This is a genomic window from Nocardia rhizosphaerihabitans (assembly GCF_014646295.1).
GTDB classification, from domain to species: Bacteria; Actinomycetota; Actinomycetes; order Mycobacteriales; family Mycobacteriaceae; genus Nocardia; species Nocardia rhizosphaerihabitans.
This window is the reverse complement of the sequence record NZ_BMNE01000002.1, coordinates 1,259,098-1,278,478: the sequence shown is the minus strand read 5'-3', so window position 1 is coordinate 1,278,478 and position 19,381 is coordinate 1,259,098. Positions and strand designations below refer to the sequence as shown.

The 19,381-nt window shown below is 69.0% G+C and carries 13 protein-coding genes; 7 read left to right on the top strand and 6 right to left on the bottom strand.

The genetic code is table 11. The features are described from left to right. Positions 1-221: 221 nt before the first annotated feature. A complete protein-coding gene (locus tag IEY60_RS12425; RefSeq protein WP_189027181.1) occupies positions 222-1,109 on the top strand; it encodes a dioxygenase family protein in 888 nt (295 codons plus the stop codon). A 103-nt stretch (positions 1,110-1,212) separates the two neighbouring features. Here IEY60_RS12425 and IEY60_RS12420 read toward each other — a convergent pair whose 3' ends face one another. Next, entirely contained in the window at positions 1,213-1,887 is a 675-nt protein-coding gene (locus tag IEY60_RS12420) for a TetR/AcrR family transcriptional regulator (protein ID WP_229739729.1), read from the bottom strand. Positions 1,888-1,982: 95 nt separating this feature from the next. Between IEY60_RS12420 and IEY60_RS12415 the strand changes: the two genes are divergently transcribed. Beyond that, on the top strand, positions 1,983-3,263 hold the full coding sequence (locus IEY60_RS12415; RefSeq protein ID WP_189027179.1) for a lipase family protein: 1,281 nt from the start codon (positions 1,983-1,985) through the stop codon (positions 3,261-3,263). A gap of 28 nt (positions 3,264-3,291) precedes the next feature. After that, on the top strand, positions 3,292-4,857 hold the full coding sequence (locus tag IEY60_RS12410; RefSeq protein WP_189027177.1) for an AMP-binding protein: 1,566 nt from the start codon (positions 3,292-3,294) through the stop codon (positions 4,855-4,857). A 33-nt stretch (positions 4,858-4,890) separates the two neighbouring features. Here the strand turns inward: IEY60_RS12410 and IEY60_RS12405 are convergent, their stop codons facing one another. Further along, positions 4,891-10,995 carry a non-ribosomal peptide synthetase gene (locus IEY60_RS12405; RefSeq protein ID WP_189027175.1) on the bottom strand — a complete coding sequence of 2,035 codons (6,105 nt, stop codon included), beginning with the start codon at positions 10,993-10,995 and terminating at the stop codon, positions 4,891-4,893. A 155-nt stretch (positions 10,996-11,150) separates the two neighbouring features. On the opposite strand from IEY60_RS12405, the gene IEY60_RS12400 reads away from it, so the two are divergent. Then, positions 11,151-11,558, top strand: coding sequence for a hypothetical protein (locus IEY60_RS12400; RefSeq protein ID WP_189027173.1), 408 nt, complete (start codon positions 11,151-11,153; stop codon positions 11,556-11,558). Between the two features lies 1 nt (position 11,559). On the opposite strand, the gene IEY60_RS12395 is transcribed toward IEY60_RS12400, so the two are convergent. After that, positions 11,560-12,717 (bottom strand): epoxide hydrolase family protein, encoded by a 1,158-nt coding sequence (locus tag IEY60_RS12395; protein ID WP_189027171.1) that lies wholly within the window; start codon positions 12,715-12,717, stop codon positions 11,560-11,562. Between the two features lie 96 nt (positions 12,718-12,813). Further along, complete coding sequence (locus IEY60_RS12390; protein WP_189027169.1) at positions 12,814-13,503, bottom strand: alpha/beta hydrolase; 690 nt, start codon at positions 13,501-13,503, stop codon at positions 12,814-12,816. Between the two features lie 82 nt (positions 13,504-13,585). On the opposite strand from IEY60_RS12390, the gene IEY60_RS12385 reads away from it, so the two are divergent. Beyond that, positions 13,586-14,542 (top strand): AraC family transcriptional regulator, encoded by a 957-nt coding sequence (locus IEY60_RS12385; RefSeq protein WP_189027167.1) that lies wholly within the window; start codon positions 13,586-13,588, stop codon positions 14,540-14,542. A gap of 53 nt (positions 14,543-14,595) precedes the next feature. Here the strand turns inward: IEY60_RS12385 and nrdF are convergent, their stop codons facing one another. Continuing rightward, positions 14,596-15,558 (bottom strand): class 1b ribonucleoside-diphosphate reductase subunit beta, encoded by a 963-nt coding sequence (nrdF, locus tag IEY60_RS12380; RefSeq protein ID WP_189027165.1) that lies wholly within the window; start codon positions 15,556-15,558, stop codon positions 14,596-14,598. A 302-nt stretch (positions 15,559-15,860) separates the two neighbouring features. Here nrdF and IEY60_RS12375 point away from each other — a divergent pair, with 302 nt between their 5' ends. Both IEY60_RS12375 and IEY60_RS12370 read left to right on the top strand, forming a co-directional pair. Continuing rightward, positions 15,861-16,811 (top strand): hypothetical protein, encoded by a 951-nt coding sequence (locus IEY60_RS12375; RefSeq protein WP_189027163.1) that lies wholly within the window; start codon positions 15,861-15,863, stop codon positions 16,809-16,811. 127 nt (positions 16,812-16,938) lie between these two features. Continuing rightward, positions 16,939-17,916 (top strand): peptidase, encoded by a 978-nt coding sequence (locus tag IEY60_RS12370; RefSeq protein ID WP_189027161.1) that lies wholly within the window; start codon positions 16,939-16,941, stop codon positions 17,914-17,916. 2 nt (positions 17,917-17,918) lie between these two features. Here the strand turns inward: IEY60_RS12370 and mgtE are convergent, their stop codons facing one another. Further along, positions 17,919-19,379 (bottom strand): magnesium transporter, encoded by a 1,461-nt coding sequence (gene mgtE / locus IEY60_RS12365; RefSeq protein WP_229739728.1) that lies wholly within the window; start codon positions 19,377-19,379, stop codon positions 17,919-17,921. Positions 19,380-19,381: the final 2 nt, after the last annotated feature.

The window sequence follows — 19,381 nt, the reverse complement described above, 5'->3', positions numbered from 1 at the left end:
ACCGACTGACAATCCTGTGCGACGACAAGGATTTCGCGGCCGTGGCCGCGTCACCGGACAACCGGTCACCTTCGTCACGCCTGGTGGTGCCCACTGAGTTCGCCGAAGCATCGCGGGGTCCCGCCCGGCTGAGCTCCCAGCGAACCCCCAGCGTGTTCCCAGTTCCGGCGCAGTGCCCGCGCCTACCGTCGTCGACGACACGGAATGAGCGAAGGAGCACCATGGCCGACCACGATCTCGGACTCGGGCACGACCTGCGGGTGATGTCGCGCCGACGGGTGCTCGGCATGATCGGCGCCGCGGGTGTGGCGGCCGCGGCGGCGGGTTGCGCGGCGGCGACGGACTCGGGCGTCGCCACGGACACCTCGGCCGACTCGGCGACCCCGGCCGCGGCGCCTCAGGAAACGGCGGGCCCCTACCCGGGCGACGGGTCCAACGGCCCCAATGTTCTGATCGAGTCGGGCGTGGTCCGCTCCGACATTACCACCAGTTTCGGCCCGTATTCCGGTGTCGCCCAGGGTGTTCCGATGACTATCACCTTGAACCTGCGTGACCTCACCAAGAGTGCCGCGGGCGCCGGTATGGCGGTCTACGTCTGGCATTGCGACCGCGAGGGCCGCTACTCGCTCTACAGCGAAGGCGTCACCGACCAGAACTACCTGCGCGGCGTCCAGGTAGCAGACGACACCGGCACCGTCCGCTTCACCTCGATCTTCCCCGCCTGCTACGCGGGCCGCTGGCCCCACCTCCACTTCGAGGTCTACGACTCCCTCACCACCGCGGTAGCAGGCGACAAGGCCCGCCTCACCTCCCAGATCGCCCTTCCCCAGGACGCCTGCGAATCCGTCTTCGCCGCCGACTCCGGCTACTCCGCCAGCATCAAGAACATCTCCGACGTGAGCCTGTCCTCGGACCACGTCTTCGGCGACGGCTGGGACGCCGAATTGGCCACCGTCACCGGAACCCCGACCACCACCATGGTCCTCTCCCTGACAGTCGGCGTCGCCGAGAAATCCCAGAACACCCAGTCCGGCAACGATTCTCCCGGATCCCCGCCGCCCGGCGGACCAGCCGGTTCGCCGCCACCCGGCGGGCCCGCACCCCGCTGACACCCGGCGAAGTCCGCCTCCCGGTCCCTCCGGCCGGCGCGATGTGGCGCCGCGACCTCCTCCTCGTCGTCGTCGGCTGGGCAGCGCTCGATAAGGCAACCGCCTATTCCCGAGCGGCCGCGGCGGCCAATCCCAGGTGGACGATGTCGGTGAAGGCGGTGAGATCCCTGATCAGGGTGTCGATTTCGCCGGTGGAGCCCGCGTCGGTCTGGTGCAACCAGTCGGCGACGGTGTCGAAGAGGCCGCCGATGGTGGAGACGGCGAGGGCGTGGAGGTCGATGCCGATTCCGCCTTCCGGGACGAAACCGTATTCGCGCCAGAGGGTTTCGAGGAATTGGGCAGCCCAGCGGCGGTTGGTGCGGCGTTGCTGTTCGACCTTGGCGGAGATGCCACTGGCTTCGCCGAAGGTCACCTGGGCGACGCGGGGGTCGTCGACGAGTGCGTGGGCGAAGGCGGCGACGACGGTGGAGATCACCTCGTGGCGGTCGCCGGTGCATTCGGCCAGTGCGGTGGCGACTTCGGTTTGCGCGCGTTCGCTGAGCTGCTGGAGCAGGGCCAGGTAGCAGGACTCCTTGCTGTCGAACAGCTCGTAGAAGGCCTTGTTGCCGACGAAGGCGGTCTGGCAGATCTGCTCGATCGCGGTGTTGACGTAACCATCGGCGGCGATCAGTTCGAACGCGGCCGCCAGGATCTGCTCGCGCCTGCGCGCGCGGCGTTGCTCGGCGTCCAGACCCTGGATGCGCCGGGAGCGAGGCTGAGTCTTCTCGGTCGACGTCACGGCGCTCAGCCTACCGATCGCCCAATAAGAACAAGAACTCTTGTTCTGAACAAGAGAACCTGCTGTAATCGGGATCACCTAGTGAAGGAGATGCCATGCAGCGCAGCACGGCCACCTACCGATCCCGGCGCTTCGGCGCTACCGCCCTGCTCAGCGTCGCGGTGCTGGCCTTGGCCGCGGGCCCCGCCGTCGCCGAGGACTTCGAACTCCCGCCGTTGCCGAACGAGGCACAGGTCTATCCGGCGGTGGTACCGCTGCCGACCCCGCAGAACGACCCCTGGTACGCCGATCCGGCCGACTTCGGCGGCTACGCCAACGGCGATGTCATCCGCAGCCGCGTCGTGCAGATCTACACGCTCGGCATCCCCGTCCCGGTGCACACCACCCAGCTGCTGTTCCGCAGCACCGATGCCCAGGACAACCCGCTCGCCACGGCGACCACGGTGCTCGTGCCCGGCATTCCGTGGCTGGGTCCCGGTGCGCGCCCGCTGATTTCGTATCAGGAGGCGATCGACAGCCTCGGTCAGCAGTGCAATCCCTCGTACACGCTGCGGGCGGGGATTCAGAAGGAAGTCGCACTGATGGCGCAGTTCCTGGCCGCGGGCGCCGCGGTGGTTGTCACCGATTTCGACGGCAAGCAGAACACGATCATGTCCCCGGCCGAGGGCCGGATGGTACTCGACGGTATCCGCGCGGCCCAGCGTGGCGGCCTCGGGTTGGAGGCGTCGCCGGTGGGCCTGTGGGGCTATTCCGGTGGCGGCAATTCCTCGGCGTCGGCGGCCGAGCAGCGCCGGCACTACGCCCCCGAGCTCAACATTCGGGGCAGCGCGCAGGGCGGCATCCCGGGTGACAAGGTCGCGATCGCGCCGTTCGCCATCTCGGGTCAGCAGCCGCAGGCCAACTTCACCGGCTGGCTCGCCATCCTCGGCCTTGCCCGCGAATACCCCGAGTTCGATCAGGCGTTGCAGCGGTACCTGACCCCGGAGGGACATCAGGTCGCCCGTGATCTGGAGAACCGCTGCCTCTACACCGCCGTCGCCTCCACCCTGCTGCGCCCGGTCGTCGACTATCTGACCGATCCGCAGGCGGCGCTGGCCGCGGCTAACGAAGCGCTGTCGGCGGCGAGCTTCGGCCGCCCCGAGAACACGCCCGACATCCCGCTGCTCATGTGGCATTCGACCACCGATCAGCTGTTGCCCGCCGAACTGGCCATCGACGACATCGCCGCCGCCTACTGTGCGCGCGGGGTGAATATGCGAATGTTCTGGGTGCCGATGTCGGAGCACATCAGCGCCGAGATCGTGCCCGAGATCGGGACTGTCGCCTGGCTGCTCGCGGTGACCGCGGGTGCGGACCCGGGGCCGCGGGTATGTTGAGCCACCGTCGCGGGCGGGGGGATTCGCGATGAGCGCGGCTAGCTGGGTACGTGCCGCGAGTACATCGGCGCGACAGCTCCGTGTCATGCAGCGGGCGGGGCTCGTCGACTTGCGGCGCCCCGATCAGCTCGTTCGCACCGCCCGTGCGATGCGCACTTTCGGCCCGATCGCCGGCGGCATCCGCACCTCGGCGCGGCAGGCACCGCATCGGGTCGCGCTCGTCGACGGTGGTCGGCGGGTCAGTTATCGCGAACTCGATCAGCGCAGCGATGCGATCGCGGCCCGCTGGCACGCCGCCGGGCTGAGCGCGCAGGACACCATCGGGGTGCTGTGCCCCGACGGGCTGCTTCTGGTCGAAACCATGGCCGCCGCAGGAAAACTCGGTGCGCGGCTGGTGCTGCTCAACACCGGCTTCGGTGCGGCCCAACTCCGTGATGTGCTGGCTCGTGAACAGGTCGGTGCGCTGGTGCTCGACCCGAGCCTGTCCGCTCTCGGCGGTGACCTGGCCGACGGCATCACAATGCTCGACACCGCGGGCGCCGATCCGGGAACCCGGGCGCCCGTACCAGCCGAGCAGGGCGGTTTCGTCCTGCTCACCGGCGGCACGACCGGTACGCCGAAGGGTGCGCCGCGTCGGGTCGAATCACCGTTGGCCGGAGCACAATTCGTCGATCGGGTGCCCTTGCGCCGTGGGCAGACCATGGTGTTGTGCGCGCCGCTGTTCCACGGCACGGCGCTCTCGCAGTTCATCCTGGCGCTGAATCTGGGCTCGACCATCGTGTTGCACGGCAAGTTCGATGCCCAGCGGGCGCTCACCCAGATCGGCGAGCATCGCGCCGACATGGTGGTGCTCGTCCCGACGATGCTGCGCCGCATTCTCGATCTGGGCCCAGAAGTGTTGTCCGCCACCGACACCAGCTCGCTGCGGATCGTGTTCACGGCGGGCGCCGCGCTGCCCTCGTCGTTGGGCACCAAGGCGATCGAGGCGTTCGGGCCGGTCATCTATAACTTCTACGGCTGCACCGAGACCGGCACCGCCACCATCGCCACCCCCGAGGACTGGATCGCCGCTCCCGGCACGGTGGGTAGACCGCCGGTCGGCATCACCGTGGCGCTCTTCGACGGTGACACCCGGGTCATCGAGCCAGGCACTGTCGGCACCGTCCATGTCGGCAACTCGATCGCCTTCCACGGCTACTCCGGTGGCGGCTCCAAACAGCTGCGGGGCGGATTGATGAGCACCGGCGATCTCGGTCATTTCGATGCCGCCGGAAGGCTTTTCATCGACGGCAGGGACGACGACATGATCGTCTCCGGCGGCGAGAACGTCTTTCCCGGGGAGGTCGAGGACCTGCTCTACCGGCATTCGGCCGTCACCGAGGCCGCGGTGATCGGTGTCCCCGACGAGGAGTTCGGGCAGCGCCTCGCCGCCATCGTCGTCCGTGCGGGTGACCTCGACGCCGATGCCGTCCGCGCGTATGTGAAGTCCCATCTGGCCAGGTTCAAAGCTCCCCGTGACGTGGTGTTCGTCGACGAACTGCCGCGCACGCCGACCGGGAAGATCGACCGTCGCGGCCTGGCCGCGCTGCATTGACCCGGTGGCGGCGACGAGGGGTCGCCGCCACCGTCAGCTCGCGGCGCGCTGTACCGTCGCCCACCCCTCGAGCGCGGCGGCCAGCGCGGGCCCGATCGTCCGCAGCGCGGCCGCGCCGGTGATGTCCCAGTGGGTGGCGTCGACGGGCACATTGCGGATGTCGCCGGCGATGTGGTTCCGCCACGCCCCGGCGGCTCTGCCCTCACCGCGGTCGTCGCGGTCCGCGGTGAAGAACAGCAGGTCACCATGGAAGACGCGGGGGCGATGCGCCGCACCGATCACCTGGGCGTGCAGGATGCCCGCGAAGAGCCGGTGCACCCGTTCCTCGGTCAGCTCCTCGAACGGGCCTGGCAGGTTCGACACCAAGGCGACCGCGTCCTCGGGCGTGAAATCGGTGACCGGCGTGGCGAGTTCGTGTTCGGTGCCGAACTGGCCGAGCAGGTCGCCGACGGTCACCGGCGCCGCGCTGCGGTAGCCGACGTCGCCGACGAAGGAGTCCAGCATCGCCAGCACCTCGACCTGCTCACCCAGATCCTGCAGCCGCACGGCCATGGCGTGCGCGATCACGCCGCCGACGCACCAACCGAGCAGCCGGTACGGTCCGTGCGGCTGGACGGCGCGGATTCTGGTCACGTAGTCGGCGGCCAGCGCGTCGATCGACTCGGGCGGCGGCGCGTCCTCGACGATCGCCGGGGATTGCACGCCATACAGCGGGCAGTCCAGTTCGGCGGACAGGCCGGCGAAACTCCAGGACAGACCAACCACGGGATGGACGCAGAACAGCGGTGCGCCGCTGCCACGCGCGCGCAGGGCGAGCACCGGCGCCAGCGCCGACTCCTCGCCCGTGTCCTCGGCGATCCGGCGTGCCAGACCGGCCGGGGACGGGTCGCTGAACAGCCAGGCGAGCGCGACCTCGGCCGCCAACTCGGTGCGCAGCCGCGCCACCAGCCTGGTCGCGACCATCGAGTTGCCGCCGAGGTCGAAGAACGAGTCGTCGGCGCCGACCCGATCGCAGCCGAGCAGCTCGGCGTACACCGCCGCGATCCGCTGCTCGACCGGCCCCTGAGGTGCGCGGTAGGCACGATCGGAGGTGAACGCGGGGCTCGGCAACCTAGCGAGGTCGAGCTTGCCGTTCGCGGTGAGGGGCAGCGCGTCGATGACGACGACGGCCGCGGGAACCTGATGCTCGGGCAGCCGTTCACGCAGCTGTGCGCGGACCCCGCTACCCGAGAGCGCGGTGTACCCGCCACCGGCGATCGCACCGTTCCCGCCACCGGTGACCGCGGCGTTCCCGCCACCGGTGACCGCGGCGTTCCCGGGACCGGTGACCGCACTGTTGCTGCCACCCGGTACGACATAGCCGACCAGCTGGCGACCGGTTGTCGGATCCTCGTGCACGACCACGGCGGCGGCGCCGACGCCGGGGCAATCCAGTAGTGCCACTTCGATTTCGGCGGGTTCGATCCGGTAGCCGCGAATCTTCACCTGGCGATCCGCGCGCCCGAAGTGTTCGAGCGTGCCCTCGCGCGTCCACCGGCCGAGGTCGCCGGAACGGTACAGAACACCGCCCACCGCACCGGGATTCGCGACGAATCGAGTGGCGGTGAGGCCGGGCCGATGCAGGTAGCCGCGCGTCACCTGCGCACCGGCCACGTAGATCTCGCCGATGACGCCCGTCGGCACCGGCCGCAACCGGTCGTCGAGAATCTGCACGCTGAGTCCGTCGAGCGGCTGTCCGACCGGGCTACCCGCCCGCGCGTAGGTACCCGTGGTGATCGTGGTGTGCGTGACGTGCACCGTGGTCTCGGTGATGCCGAACATGTTGACCAGTGCGGGACCTGAGGCTCCGTGCCGATCGATCCAGGCGGCGAGCCGTCGCGGATCGAGGGCCTCGCCACCGAAGACGATGCGCCGCAAGGCAAGTGGAGCACCAGTGGCACGCGCGTCGGTATCGTCCAGCCCGGCGAAGGCCGAGGGGGTCTGACCGAGTACCGAAACCTGTTCGCGGACCAGGAGTTCCCGCAGCTGCTCAGGCGATCGCGCGGTGTCCTTGTCGATGACGACGAGCGCCGCGCCGGTAGTGAGCGCACCCCACAGTTCCCACACAGAGAAGTCGAACGCGACCGAATGGAACAGCGCCCACACATCGGTGGACCGGGTCGACAGCACACGCCGGGTCCGCTCGAGCAGGGCCACGATCTGGCGATGCTCGACCGCCACACCTTTCGGTGCCCCCGTCGAGCCGGAGGTGTAGATCACGTACGCGACGTTCACCGCACGGGCATGGCGAATCGGACTGGTCTCGAAAGCCACCCGATCGGCCTCGGCAGGGCGCCGCGAAACGATATGCCGTTCCCCCTGGTCCGAGACATCGTGCGGCACAGCATCAGTCGGTGGATCGGCCGAGTCGTGTCCTACGCCTACCGAAGCAGGTCGTGGTCGGGTTCCTGGATCGACCCCGCGCTCCTCGCCACCCTCGTCGTTCGATCGGGCCACTGCCCCCGCTGCCGGCTCGTCGGTCCTGTGGACGATCAAGCCCGCAGTGATCACACATACCGGCCGTGCATCGGCCAGCAGGTAGTCGATCCGGTCGCGGGGATAGTCGGGATCGACGGGAACATACGCCGCGCCGCTGCGGACCACCGCGACGATCGCCACGACCAGGTCGGCCGAGCGGGGTATGAAGACGGCGACCCGGCGCTCTGGGCCCGCCCCGGCCGCCACCAGTTCCCGTGCGAGGGCGGCGCTGCGGTCGTCGAGTTCTCCGTAGGTCACGGTGGTTTCGCCGGACCGGATCGCCACGGCATGTCGATGGCGATGCGCCGCGAGGTCGAACAGGTCGCCCAGTATCCGCTGGTCGGGGCGGATCAAAGCGGGGGCCCGCACTGCCGCCGAGCGGGTCGCATCGATCAGGTCGATGTCGCCGACCGTTGCCGACGGGTCCGCGGTGACCGCGCTGGTGATCCGGTCCACGGTGTGGATGAGCTGGTCGATCGTGTCGCGGTCGAACAGGTCGGTCGCGTAGGTGATTGCCACGCGGAGGGTGGCCGCGGCCGGGTCCGACATCGTCAGCTGGAGGTCGAATTTCGCCGGGGATTCGACCGGGTCGACAGGTTCGACTGTCAGTCCGCCCAGGTCGGTCCCGACCGGGCCCGCGTCGGTCGCTGCGGTGAGCACCACCTGGAACAGCGGGTGGTGTGCGCGGGTGCGGGGCGGGTCCAGAGCCTCGACGACACGCTCGAACGGGATGTCGGCGTTGGCCAGTGCGCCGAGGCCGATGTCGCGGGCGCGGGCGAGCAATGCGGTGAAGGGGTCGGCCGGGTCGACCGTTATGCGCAGCACCACCATGTTGACGAACATGCCGACGAGATCATCGAGTTCGGGCCCGCCGCGCCCGGCCACCGGGGTGCCGATGGAAATGTCGGCGCCGCCACCCGAGCGGGCCAGGGCCACGGCGAGTATCGCGTGCAGCACCATGAATTGAGTCGCGCCGTGCGCCATCGCGATCCGGCGGATCCGAGCGGTGAGCTCGGCGTCGAATTCGAAAGCGGCCACCGCGCCGCGCCCCGACGCGACAGGCGGATGCGGGCGGTCGACCGGCAATTCCAGTCGCGGAGCCAGTCCGGCGAGCCTGACCCGCCAGTACCGCAACTGCCCATCGAGGGTCGCCGCACCGGAGTCCTGCGCTAGCCAGTCCCCCTGTGCCAGTGCGTAATCGACGTAGGAAACGGGCAGCGGCTCGAGCGCTGGTCCGAGCGACCCACCGTCCTCTCCGGCCGAGTCCGCCTCGAACCCCGAACCTGCCTCGAACGCCGGACCGGCGGGCGCCCCGGCAATCGGAAAACTGCTTCGGCCCCAACCGGTTTGATGGAGCCGAGCTGCGTACGCGGCGAGCAGATCCCGCAGGAGCGGACCGAGCGACCACCCGTCGGCGCTGATGTGGTGGACGATCACGGCCAACACATGCTCGTCCTCGCCGACCGCGAACAGACGCGTCCGCATCGGCATCTCGGTGGTGAGATCGAAGCCCGCCGTGCCGAATTCAGCCAGCGCGGCGGTGAGCTCATCCGATCGCAGCCGGACCGGAACGAGAGCGGTACGTACGTGATCGATCGGCAGGATGTGCTGGATGCCGACGCCCTCCTGGTCCAGGTAGAGCGTGCGCAGCGGTTCATGCCGTTCGATTACATCATCGAACGCGGCTCGCAGCGCGGCGACCGAGAGCGGCCCGCGCAGCCGCACCGCCAGCGCGATGTTGTCCGCGGGTGACCGATGGTCGAGCCGGTTCAGCACCCACAGTCGTTGCTGGGCAGGAGCAAGGGGCAGCGAGTCGGGCCTACTGCGGCGCGTCACCGGGGGCCGCGGCGCGGCCTTGGACATGTGCCGTATCACGACGGCGAGCCGAGCGACCGTCGGCGCATCGAACACGGTGCGCACCGGGACGTGCTTGCGGGTCGCCGCCGCCAATCGCGCGCCGAGCTGGGCGGCGAGCAGGGAGTTGCCGCCCAGGGCGAAGAAGTCGTCGTCGACGCCGACCGATTCCACGCCGAGCAGACCGGCGATGACGGTGCCCACCAGGCGTTCGACCGAATCCGTCGGCGCCGGACCACCGCTGGAGGCGAACATCGGGGCGGGCAACGCGGCGCGGTCGACTTTGCCGACGGGGGTCAGCGGCAGCGCGTCGAGGACGATCACCGTCGCGGGCACGGCGTGCGCGGCCAGTCTTTCGCGCGCGAACATCATCAGCTCGGCAGTGTCGACAGCGCGTCCCGGCTCCGGCACCACATAGCTCACCGGTACCAGCGCACCAGCCGGAGTCCGCCACCCGATGGTGATCGCCGAGCGCACGTCCGCGTGCCCGGCGAGGACGGCATCAATCTCCCCCGGCTCGAGCCGGATGCCGCTCACCTTGAGCTGAAAGTCCGTGCGGCCCAGGAACTCCAAGGCGCCCGGTGCCGCGTCGTCGTCGGCACGACGCCGCCGGACGAGGTCGCCGGTGCGGTAGATCCGCGCACCGGCGGGTCCGAAGGGGTCGGCCACGAATCGCGTGGCCGTCGCGCCCGGCCTGCGCCGATATCCGCGTGCGACACCGGGCCCGGACAGGTAGAGCTCGCCGGGCTCGCCGGGCTCGACCGGACGCAGACACTCGTCGAGGATCAGCGCCGACCAGCCGTCGAACACCGCCCCGAGGACGATCGGCCCGCCCGCGACCACCGGTGTGGCGGAGACGAAGATGGTGGTTTCCGTCGGTCCATAGCTGTTCAGGTACGTCCGTCCGGGCGCCCACCGCGCGACCAGCGCCGGATCCGAGGCGTCACCGCCGACGACCAGACCACGCAGCGTCGCGTGCCGAGCCGGGTCGAGAGTCGCGAGCACCGCCGGCGTGAGCACCGCGTGGGTGACCGCCTGCCCCGCGATCAGCTCGTCGAGCTCAGCACCGACCGTGATCTCCGGCGGCACGATGACCAAGGTCGCGCCATGCGTGAACGTCAGCATGAGTTCATGGACGAAGAGATCGAAACCCGGTGAGCTGACCTGCAATACGCGAGCCTGCTCCCACGGCCCGAGATGGGCCGACACCTCGGCGACGAGCGCGGCCAGCCCGCGATGGGGCACGGCGACGGATTTCGGTGTGCCGGTCGACCCGGAGGTGTAGAGCACGTAGGCGAGCTGGTCCACATGCGTCGGGCGCACGCGGTCGGTATCGGTGAGCGGCGCTGGATCACGGGTCGCGCACCGCCGCACGAGGTCGGGGTCGTCGAGCACCAGCCAGGTGATCCATGCCGGGAGGTCGGCGAGCAAGGCGCGGGTGGTGATCCCGATGGTGGCCGCCGAGTCTGCCAGCAGATAGCGGCGCCGGGCCTGCGGCTGTCGCACATCGATCGGCAGCAGCGCGGCGCCCGTCGCCGCGACCGCCGACACCGCGCGCACCAGCTCCGCCGAGCGCGGCACGGCGAGCACCACCACGGTTTCCGGGCCGACAGAGTGCGCGATCAACTCCCGGGCGAGCCGATTCGCCGAGTCGGCCAAAGCGCCGTAGGTCATGGTTGTGCCGCCGTCGATCACAGCGATCCCGTCGCCGGTGCCGCCGCGACCGAGAATCGCCCCGAGGGTGGCCTGCTGTCCGATCGCGGTCATCCTCCGATTAGATCCGCAACCACGCAGATCGGAAAACCCCGACTTCCATGGGCAAACCGCAGGTAGCGGCGCGATTGCTATCATGGCGGGCAGTGATCCATGACGTCGCGCCGTCCCGGTGCCGTTGCTCCGTCGCCGCTGTACGAGGAGGAAACATGGCTCAGCATTCCGAGGGCGAGCGAGTCCCGCCCGCCTCCGACAACGCCGCCGATCTGGATCTCCCGTGGGCCCCGCGCGACCACGAATGGACCGGTCACCGCGCCGAGCACGACGCGCTCGAATGGGCCAAGGGCGATCCGCTCAAGCTGGCCGGCATCTATCTGTACCGGCAACCCGGCGGGAACCCGGCGACCGAGGCCGACTACAAGTTCCCGGTCGCCGACATCATCGACGGACAACCGACCCGCGTCTTCCGCGCGGTCGCCAATGCCGCGGCGCGTCTGGATCAGGCCGACATCCCCGACAAAGACCGCGACCGGGTGAAGCACCGGATCTCCGAGCTCTACCTGGACGCGGCGAAAGCCTTCGACGACCCGGACCTGCGGGCACCGTGGGACCGCTGAGTCAGCGCAGACCCCGGAAGAACGCGCGGATATCCCCGACCAGCAGGTCGGGCGCCTCCATCGCCGCGAAATGCCCGCCACGGTCGAACTCCGACCAGTGCACGATGTCGGCATTGCCCTCGGCGTAGCGGCGGATCGCGACATCCTCGGCGAAGACCGCGACACCGGTCGGCGTCGTCAGCGGCGCGGTCGGCCAGGAACGGGTGTGTGTGGCCTCGTAGTAGAGGGCGGCCGAGGAACCCGCGGTGCCGGTCAGCCAGTAGAGCATCACATCGGTGAGCAGGCGATCACGGTCCACCGCCGCGTCGGGGAGGCCGTCGGCGGGGAACGTCCACTCCTTGAACTTCTCGACGATCCAGGCGAGCTGGCCGATCGGTGAGTCGTGCAGGCCGTAGGCCAGCGTCTGCGGACGGGTCGACTGGATCCGGAAGTAGCCGCTGCCCTCGCTCTTGAACAACGCGAGCCGGTCGAGCCGGGCCAGCTCGGCCTCGGTCATCGTCGCCTTCTCCGCATCGGAGACCGGTCCGAACGGGATGAACCCGAAGGTCGCGGCATTGACGTGGATGCCGATCACCCGGTCGCCACCGGCCCGACCGACCTCCGGGGTGATGAACGCACCCCAGTCACCACCCTGCGCCCCGTACCGTTCGTAGCCGAGCCTGCTCATCAACTCGACCCACGCCGCGGCGATCCTGGTCGCGTTCCAGCCGGGTTCGGTCACCGGACCGGAGAATCCGTATCCGGGCAGCGAGGGAATCACCAGGTGGAAGGCGTCGGCAGGGTCGCCGCCGTGGGCGCCGGGATCGGTGAGCGGGCCGATCACGTCGAGGAATTCGACGATCGACCCCGGCCAGCCGTGGGTGAGGAGCAACGGCGTCGCGTCCGGCTGCGCGGACCGCACATGCAGGAAATGGATGCGCTGCCCGTCGATTTCGGTGACGAACTGCGGATACTTGTTCAGCTCCGCCTCGGCCGCCCGCCAGTCGTAGGAGGTGCGCCAATACTCGGCCAGTTCCCGCAGATACTCCACCGGTACGCCGCGACTCCACTCCGCGCCCGGCTGCTGGTCGGGCCAGCGCGCGTCGGCCAGCCTGCGGTGCAGGTCATCCAGGTCGGACTGGGCGATGTCGATGTGGAACGGGACGATCTCGCTACTCATGCCGACGACGCTACGGACCGCGGCGGACGACTTGGGCCCAATCGGCGCGGGCAGCGCGACGGCGGCGGACAGCTCCGCCGCCGTCACCGGTCTGCGTCAGATGTCCCGCGCCGCCGTCTCGATCAGATCAGCCACCGGACCCGGCTGCGAGGCCAGCGACGCGTGGCTCGCGGCGAGTTCGATGGTCTTGCGCGGGTTCATCCGCGCGGCCATCCGGCGCTCGTTGTCCGGGTGGATCATCCGGTCTTCCGTGGACACCTGGTACCAGCTCGGCTTCACCTTCCACGCGGGCGCGGTCACCGTGTCACCGAAAGTCGAGGCGAGCGGTGCCTTCTGGGTCACCGCCATCACCAGCGCCTCGTCGGAAGTCAGGTCCTGACAGAAGCTTTCGCGGAACTTGTCCTGCGCGATCCACAGGTAGCCGTCCGAATCCGGCGCGATATTGGCGAACGCGGCGGGCGGCTGTTCCTGGCTGATCGCACCGGGGCTCTCCCCCGCATCAGGCGCGAAGGCAGCGATGTAGACCAGGCCCGCCACATTGGGCTGGTCACCGGCCTCGGTGATCACCGCACCACCGTAGGAGTGCCCGACCAGCAGGACCGGGCCGTCGACCTGGGCCACCATCTTTCTGGTCCGCTCGGCATCCTCGGCCAGCGACGTGAGTGGGTTCTCCACCGCGTGCTGTGCCGAATAGCCCCGCCGGTTCAACTCCACGATCACCTTGGCCCAATGCGCGGCACCACCCCAGAAACCATGAACCAGAACGATTGTCGGCTTGGCAGCCATGTCATTCCTCTCTCTCGGTCGGGTTCGCGCCGATTGACGCGACGAGCAAGATCCACGATATTTGGATGATGAGGCAATTACTATGACTGTTGGGCCGGGAAATTTTGCCGATCAACCGGCCATCGGCAGTCCCCTCGCCCCCGAAACCGAGCTGGACGCCCTGTCGGACATCCTGCATACCGTCCGGCTGCGCGGCGATCGGCTCGTCCGTTGCGCGCCCTCGGCCCCGTTCGCGATCGCGATTCCGGGTGGCATCCGGCTGCTGCACATCGCCGAGCGAGGCGACCTCGAACTGCACGTCGACGGGCAGTCGTTCACCCTGCACGAGGGCGATATGGCCCTGCTCGCCCGCGGCGACCGCCACGTGATCAGCGCCGGATCGCCCGCTCCCGCCGAGCGCGAGCTCACCGCGGCGGACAGTTACCGCCGCGTGGACGAACTGACCGATCCGGCGACGCCGCGCTGGGTCACCGGCACCTTCGGAGTCGAGGAAACGATCGCCGATCCGTTGCTGTCGGTACTCCCCGCCGCGGTGCTGATCCGGGCGAGCGCCGAGCGCGACTGGCTGACCTTGAGCCTGCACCTGCTCGTCGTCGAGATCACCGACGCCAGACCCGGTGCGGGCGTGATGATCTCGCGCATCCTGGACCTGCTGTTCATCCACGCACTGCGCGCCTGGTCCGCCGACGACGCCGCCCCCGGCTGGCTCACCGCGGCCCTTGACCCCGCCTTCGGCCCGGTCCTCACCACGATCCACAACAACCCCGACCGCCAGTGGCAGGTTGCCGAACTCGCGGCACTGGCCAGGCTGTCCCGCTCCACCTTCACCGAACGATTCACCCGGCTGCTCGGCCAGTCCCCCGGCGCCTACGTCACCGACCGACGCCTCGAGCACGCCGCCCATCTGCTCGGCTCGACCGACGAACCGGTGGGCCGCATCGCCGGCGCCGTCGGCTATCACTCCGAGGCCGCCTTCAACCGCGCCTTCCACCGCCGCTACGGCATGCCACCCCTGCGCTGGCGCAAGCGCGCACAATGACGACGGCGGCGCACCCGAGCAGGTGCGCCGCCGTCGTCATGGACCTGGTTCGGTCAGAACTCCCAGTCCTCGTCCTCGGTGTTGACCGCCTTGCCGATGACGTAGCTCGAGCCGGAGCCGGAGAAGAAGTCGTGGTTCTCGTCGGCGTTGGGCGACAGCGCCGACAGGATCGCCGGGTTCACCTCGCATTCGTCCTTGGGGAACAGGCCCTCGTAGCCGAGGTTCATCAGTGCCTTGTTGGCGTTGTAGCGCAGGAACTTCTTGACGTCCTCGGTGAGGCCGACCTCGTCGTAGAGGTCCTGGGTGTAGTCGACCTCGTTGTCGTAGAGCTCGAAGAGCAGCTCGAAGGTGTAGTTCTTGAGCTCGTCGCGCTCGGCCTGGGAGACCAGCTCGAGGCCCTTCTGGTACTTGTAGCCGATGTAGTAGCCGTGCACGGCCTCGTCGCGGATGATCAGGCGGATCATGTCGGCGGTGTTGGTGAGCTTGGCCCGCGAGGACCAGTGCATCGGCAGGTAGAAGCCGGAGTAGAACAGGAAGCTCTCCAGCAGCGTGGAGGCGACCTTGCGCTTGAGCGGGTCCTCGCCGTTGTAGTACGACAGGACGATCTCGGCCTTGCGCTGCAGGTTGCGGTTCTCCTCCGACCAGCGGAACGCCTCGTCGATCTCCTTGGTGGAGCACAGCGTCGAGAAGATCGAGCTGTAGCTCTTGGCGTGCACCGACTCCATGAACGCGATGTTGGTGTACACCGCCTCCTCGTGCGGGGTGAGCGCGTCGGGGATGAGCGAGACCGCGCCGACGGTGCCCTGGATGGTGTCCAGCAGCGTCAGGCCGGTGAAGACCCGCATGGTGAGCTGCTTTTCGTCGGTGGTCAGGGTGTTCCAGGAGGGGATGTCGTTGGACACCGGCACCTTCTCCGGCAGCCAGAAGTTGCCGGTCAGGCGATCCCAGACCTCGGCGTCCTTCTCATCGGGCACCCGATTCCAATTGATGGCGCTTACCCGATCGATGAGCTTCATTCCGCCTCCACACCTTTCCGCCAGACCCTTGACCCGCGCCGCGAGCCCGTTCACCCTGAACACTACTCGTAGTGGGTGACAACGCCCGTAAGCACAACAGCTTGTGTTGCGGCGCGTCGATTCCGGCCTCCTCGACCGAACACGCGCACCACACACGCGGCCCCTATTGTGCGGCACGACCGCCGCCGCACCACCATCGCCTCACCAGTGATTCGCCACATCCGTGCGGGGACCCGTCACCGGGTGAATCCGGCCACTCCCGCGCTTTGCATTCACACCGGGTACCCGGCAAACTGCGGCTCGTGCGTCGACTCATTCTGCTCATCACGGCGGCGATGATCGTGGTCGCATGCCAGCGCGAGGAAGCCGCCGACTCTATGCCGACCGGCGGGTTCTGGTCCACCGCAGCGGTTTCCGACCAGGAGAAGCTGACCGTGCTGCGGAAGGTGCGGGCGATCGATGTGTGTGCGTTGCTGCCGCGGGCGGCGCTCGGTGGATTGGGGGAGGTGCGGACTGTGGACAATGTCGGGCCGGATCAGTGCCGGGTCAATATCGCCGTGGACGGGCATCTGACCGGGATCGACGCGACCTGGAGTGCCGGGGTGATGTTCTCCGGCGAGCCGACGATGGACGCGCCGGTGACCGAACAGGCCATGGGTGATGTGCGGGTGCTGTTCGACGACGAACCGGCGCAGTCCGACGATCCGCAGGTGCGTGGGAGCTGCCAGGCGTGGGCGCGGTTCGTGTCCGGCGCCGATCTGTCGATGAGCGTGCGAGCGCCGCAGGACGCGTGTGCCACGACCGAGGCGCTGCTGCGGATCGCGTTGGTGGAGTGGCGGAAGGAACCGGCTCAGGGCAGCTCGCCCGACTCGGATCGGACGGTGGTCACCGGGGCCGACCCGTGCGCTGTCGCCCCCTTCCTCGGCGTGCGGGTGCCGGTGGCCGATCAGCGGGTCGCCACCTGCAAACTGACCGTGGACGGCCGCGACGCGATCATCACCTACGACTACAACGAGGAACGCACGATCCTCGACGATCTGCCCGCGTTCACGGTCGGCGCCAGACAGGTGTACCGATTCGATACGGCGGGCGCGCAGCCAGGCCTCGCGTCGCTGTCCGCCGTCGTCGGCCCGCCGCTGGCCGCGGGCGCGACCGATGCCCTGCTCGGCCCTCGGGTGCCGACCGTCTCGGTCACGGCCGATTCCGCCGTCGCCGAGAAGATCATGCGCGAAACGCTGCCCCTGCTGAACTGAGGCCCGCAGCGGTGACAACGTTCTGGGAACGACCCGTCCGGGATGTTTGCGGCCGGATTGCCCGCGCGGGCAGACTCGGTGAATCGGGTGCGGGTCCGGCCCGGGTCCGCCGAGGACAGGGGAGCCGATGTATCGCAGAATGGTGCTGGCCGCTGTCACGTTGCTTGTCTGCGCGGGGTGCGGTGACGATGCGGACAAGGCTCCCGATTACGGAACGCTGCCACCACCGCCCGCACCGTTGATCCCGGCCCAGCCACCGGAGTTCTGGTCGAAGGTTCCGCAGAACCCGCAGCAACGCGACGAGGTGGCCCAGGCGACGCGCCAGGTCGATGTGTGCGCGGTACTGCCGCGCGAGGCGATGGGACACCTCGGCGACATCAAGAGTGTCACCGTCGGACTGGATTCGTGCCGGGCGATTCTGGGCAGCGCCACACCGGGCCAGAGTACGACGCTGACCTGGCACGCCACCCTGCTGACCGGGCTCACCCCGGGCGGCAGGGGCGTGACGAAACAGCTCGGCGACGTGACCGTCCGTCTAGTCCCCGACCGCGATGCGGGCGAGCCACGCGCCTGCGGCGCGACCGCCCACTTCCCGGCGGGCGCCACGTTCTACCTCGGCCTGTCCACGCCCGGCAGGAACCCGTGCACCGTCGCCGACGAACTGATCCCCGGCATGATCGAACGCTGGCGGCAGTCGCCACCCCAGGGCACCTCCCCCGACACCGTGCCGACCGTGCTGCTCGGCGCCGACCCGTGCACGGTCCGCGGCAAGCTCGCCGGCGCCGTCCCCTCCGACGAGAAGCGACTCACCCAGTGCCTGTTCAGCTACCGCGGTGAGAAGATCACCGTCGGCTACGAGTACCGCGTCCCCGAATACCTGGCCGCCAACAGCACCGAAGACCACATCGACGGCCGGACGGTGCACCGCTCGGTCTCGGTCTACGACCGCTCCATCCCGATCTACACCGCCGCCGTCGGCCCGGAACTACCGGCCGAGTCCACCGCGTTCGGCAGACGCATCCCGATCGTCGAGGTGGTCGCGGCCACCGACGACGTCGCCAAGGACGTGATGGCCAAGGTGCTCACCCTGTTCCCGCAACGCTGAGCTCAGATCCCCAGCACCAGCTTGGCGGTGGTGAAGTAGATGATCAGGCCGGTCGCGTCGACGAGGGTGGTCACCATCGGCGCCGACACGACCGCGGGGTCGATCCGGAACTTCTTGGCCAGCAACGGCATCGTGCCGCCGATGGTCGCCGCCCACCCGCAGATGATCACCAGGGTGATGGCCACGACGATCGCGATCTTCGGGCCGACGAACAGTGTGCCGATCAGCAGACCGGCCGCGGCCAACATGCTGCCCAGCACCAGGCCGACCCGGCATTCGCGCCAGATCACCTTGAACAGGTCCGAGACGCGCACCTCGCCGACGGCCAGCGCACGCACACACGCGGTCGCGGCCTGCGCGCCCGCGTTGCCGCCCGCGCCGATCAGCAGCGGGATGAACAGCGCCAGGCTCGCCGCCTGCTCGAGGGTCGTCGAGAACACGTCGGTGACACTGACGGTCAACGTGGCGGCGAACAGCAGCAGCATCAGCCACAGCGCCCGGTAGCGCGCCAGCTGGAACACCTTGGCGGCCATGTAGTGGCCCTCCCACGGCGCCGAACCGGCCTGCTTGGCGACGTCCTCACTGTCGGCGGCCTCCAGGACCTCCATCGCGTCGTCGATGGTGAGCAGCCCGACGACCCGGTCCTCGCTGTCGACGACGACCAGGTTGATGTCGTTGGTGGAGCTCATCAGGCGCGCGGCCTTCTCCGCGGAGTCGGTGGCGCGCACGAAAGCCGGTTCGGTGACGACGAGTTCGGACACCATCGCCTCCGGCGCGTGCAGCACCAGCTCACGCAGTTCGACGATGCCGGTGAGTCTGCGACCGCGGTCGACGACGGGCAGCGTGTACACCGTCTCGGCATTGCCGCCCTTGGCTCGCACCCAGGCCAGCGCCTGGGCGACGGTCAGATTGTCCGGCAGCGCAACAACTTCCGGCGTCATGTACAGACCGACCGAGCCCTCCGGGTAGCCCAGCAGCGCGGCGGTCATCCGGCGCTCGCGCGGGCTCAGCCCGGCCAGCACCTTCTTGGCCACCTTGGCGGGGGCCTCGTGCAGCATCCGGGCGCGGTCGTCGGGGTCCATCGCCTCGACCAGATCGCGGAAGCTCTTCTCCCGCAGGCCCTGCAGGATCTGCTGCTGGTCGACCGGCTCGAGTTCCTCGAACACGGTGATCGCGCGGTCCTTGTCGAGCAGCCGGAACACCACGCCCGCCTGCACGGCGTCCATCCGGGCCAGGGCGTCGGCGATGACGTGCGGCGGGCGGCTGTCGAGCCAGTCCATCGCCCCGTCGACCCGGTGGGTCTCGACGAGGTGGCGCACCGATTCCGACAGGATCTCCAGCGCCTCGGTCACCGAGTGGTCCTCGGCGACGCTGGACTGCTGGTCGGCGCGCGGCGAATCCGCTTCCGGCACAACGGTATCGGTGGCTACGTGACGTGCTTCGATGAGATCGATCTGCGACATGG

Coding starts and splice junctions, on each gene's coding strand:
- IEY60_RS12425 (WP_189027181.1), top strand. CDS start 222: ATGGCCGACCACGATCTCGGACTCGGGCACGACCTGCGGGTGATGTCG.
- IEY60_RS12415 (WP_189027179.1), top strand. CDS start 1,983: ATGCAGCGCAGCACGGCCACCTACCGATCCCGGCGCTTCGGCGCTACC.
- IEY60_RS12410 (WP_189027177.1), top strand. CDS start 3,292: ATGAGCGCGGCTAGCTGGGTACGTGCCGCGAGTACATCGGCGCGACAG.
- IEY60_RS12405 (WP_189027175.1), bottom strand. CDS start 10,995: ATGACCGCGATCGGACAGCAGGCCACCCTCGGGGCGATTCTCGGTCGC.
- IEY60_RS12400 (WP_189027173.1), top strand. CDS start 11,151: ATGGCTCAGCATTCCGAGGGCGAGCGAGTCCCGCCCGCCTCCGACAAC.
- IEY60_RS12395 (WP_189027171.1), bottom strand. CDS start 12,717: ATGAGTAGCGAGATCGTCCCGTTCCACATCGACATCGCCCAGTCCGAC.
- IEY60_RS12390 (WP_189027169.1), bottom strand. CDS start 13,503: ATGGCTGCCAAGCCGACAATCGTTCTGGTTCATGGTTTCTGGGGTGGT.
- IEY60_RS12385 (WP_189027167.1), top strand. CDS start 13,586: ATGACTGTTGGGCCGGGAAATTTTGCCGATCAACCGGCCATCGGCAGT.
- nrdF (WP_189027165.1), bottom strand. CDS start 15,558: ATGAAGCTCATCGATCGGGTAAGCGCCATCAATTGGAATCGGGTGCCC.
- IEY60_RS12370 (WP_189027161.1), top strand. CDS start 16,939: ATGTATCGCAGAATGGTGCTGGCCGCTGTCACGTTGCTTGTCTGCGCG.
- mgtE (WP_229739728.1), bottom strand. CDS start 19,379: ATGTCGCAGATCGATCTCATCGAAGCACGTCACGTAGCCACCGATACC.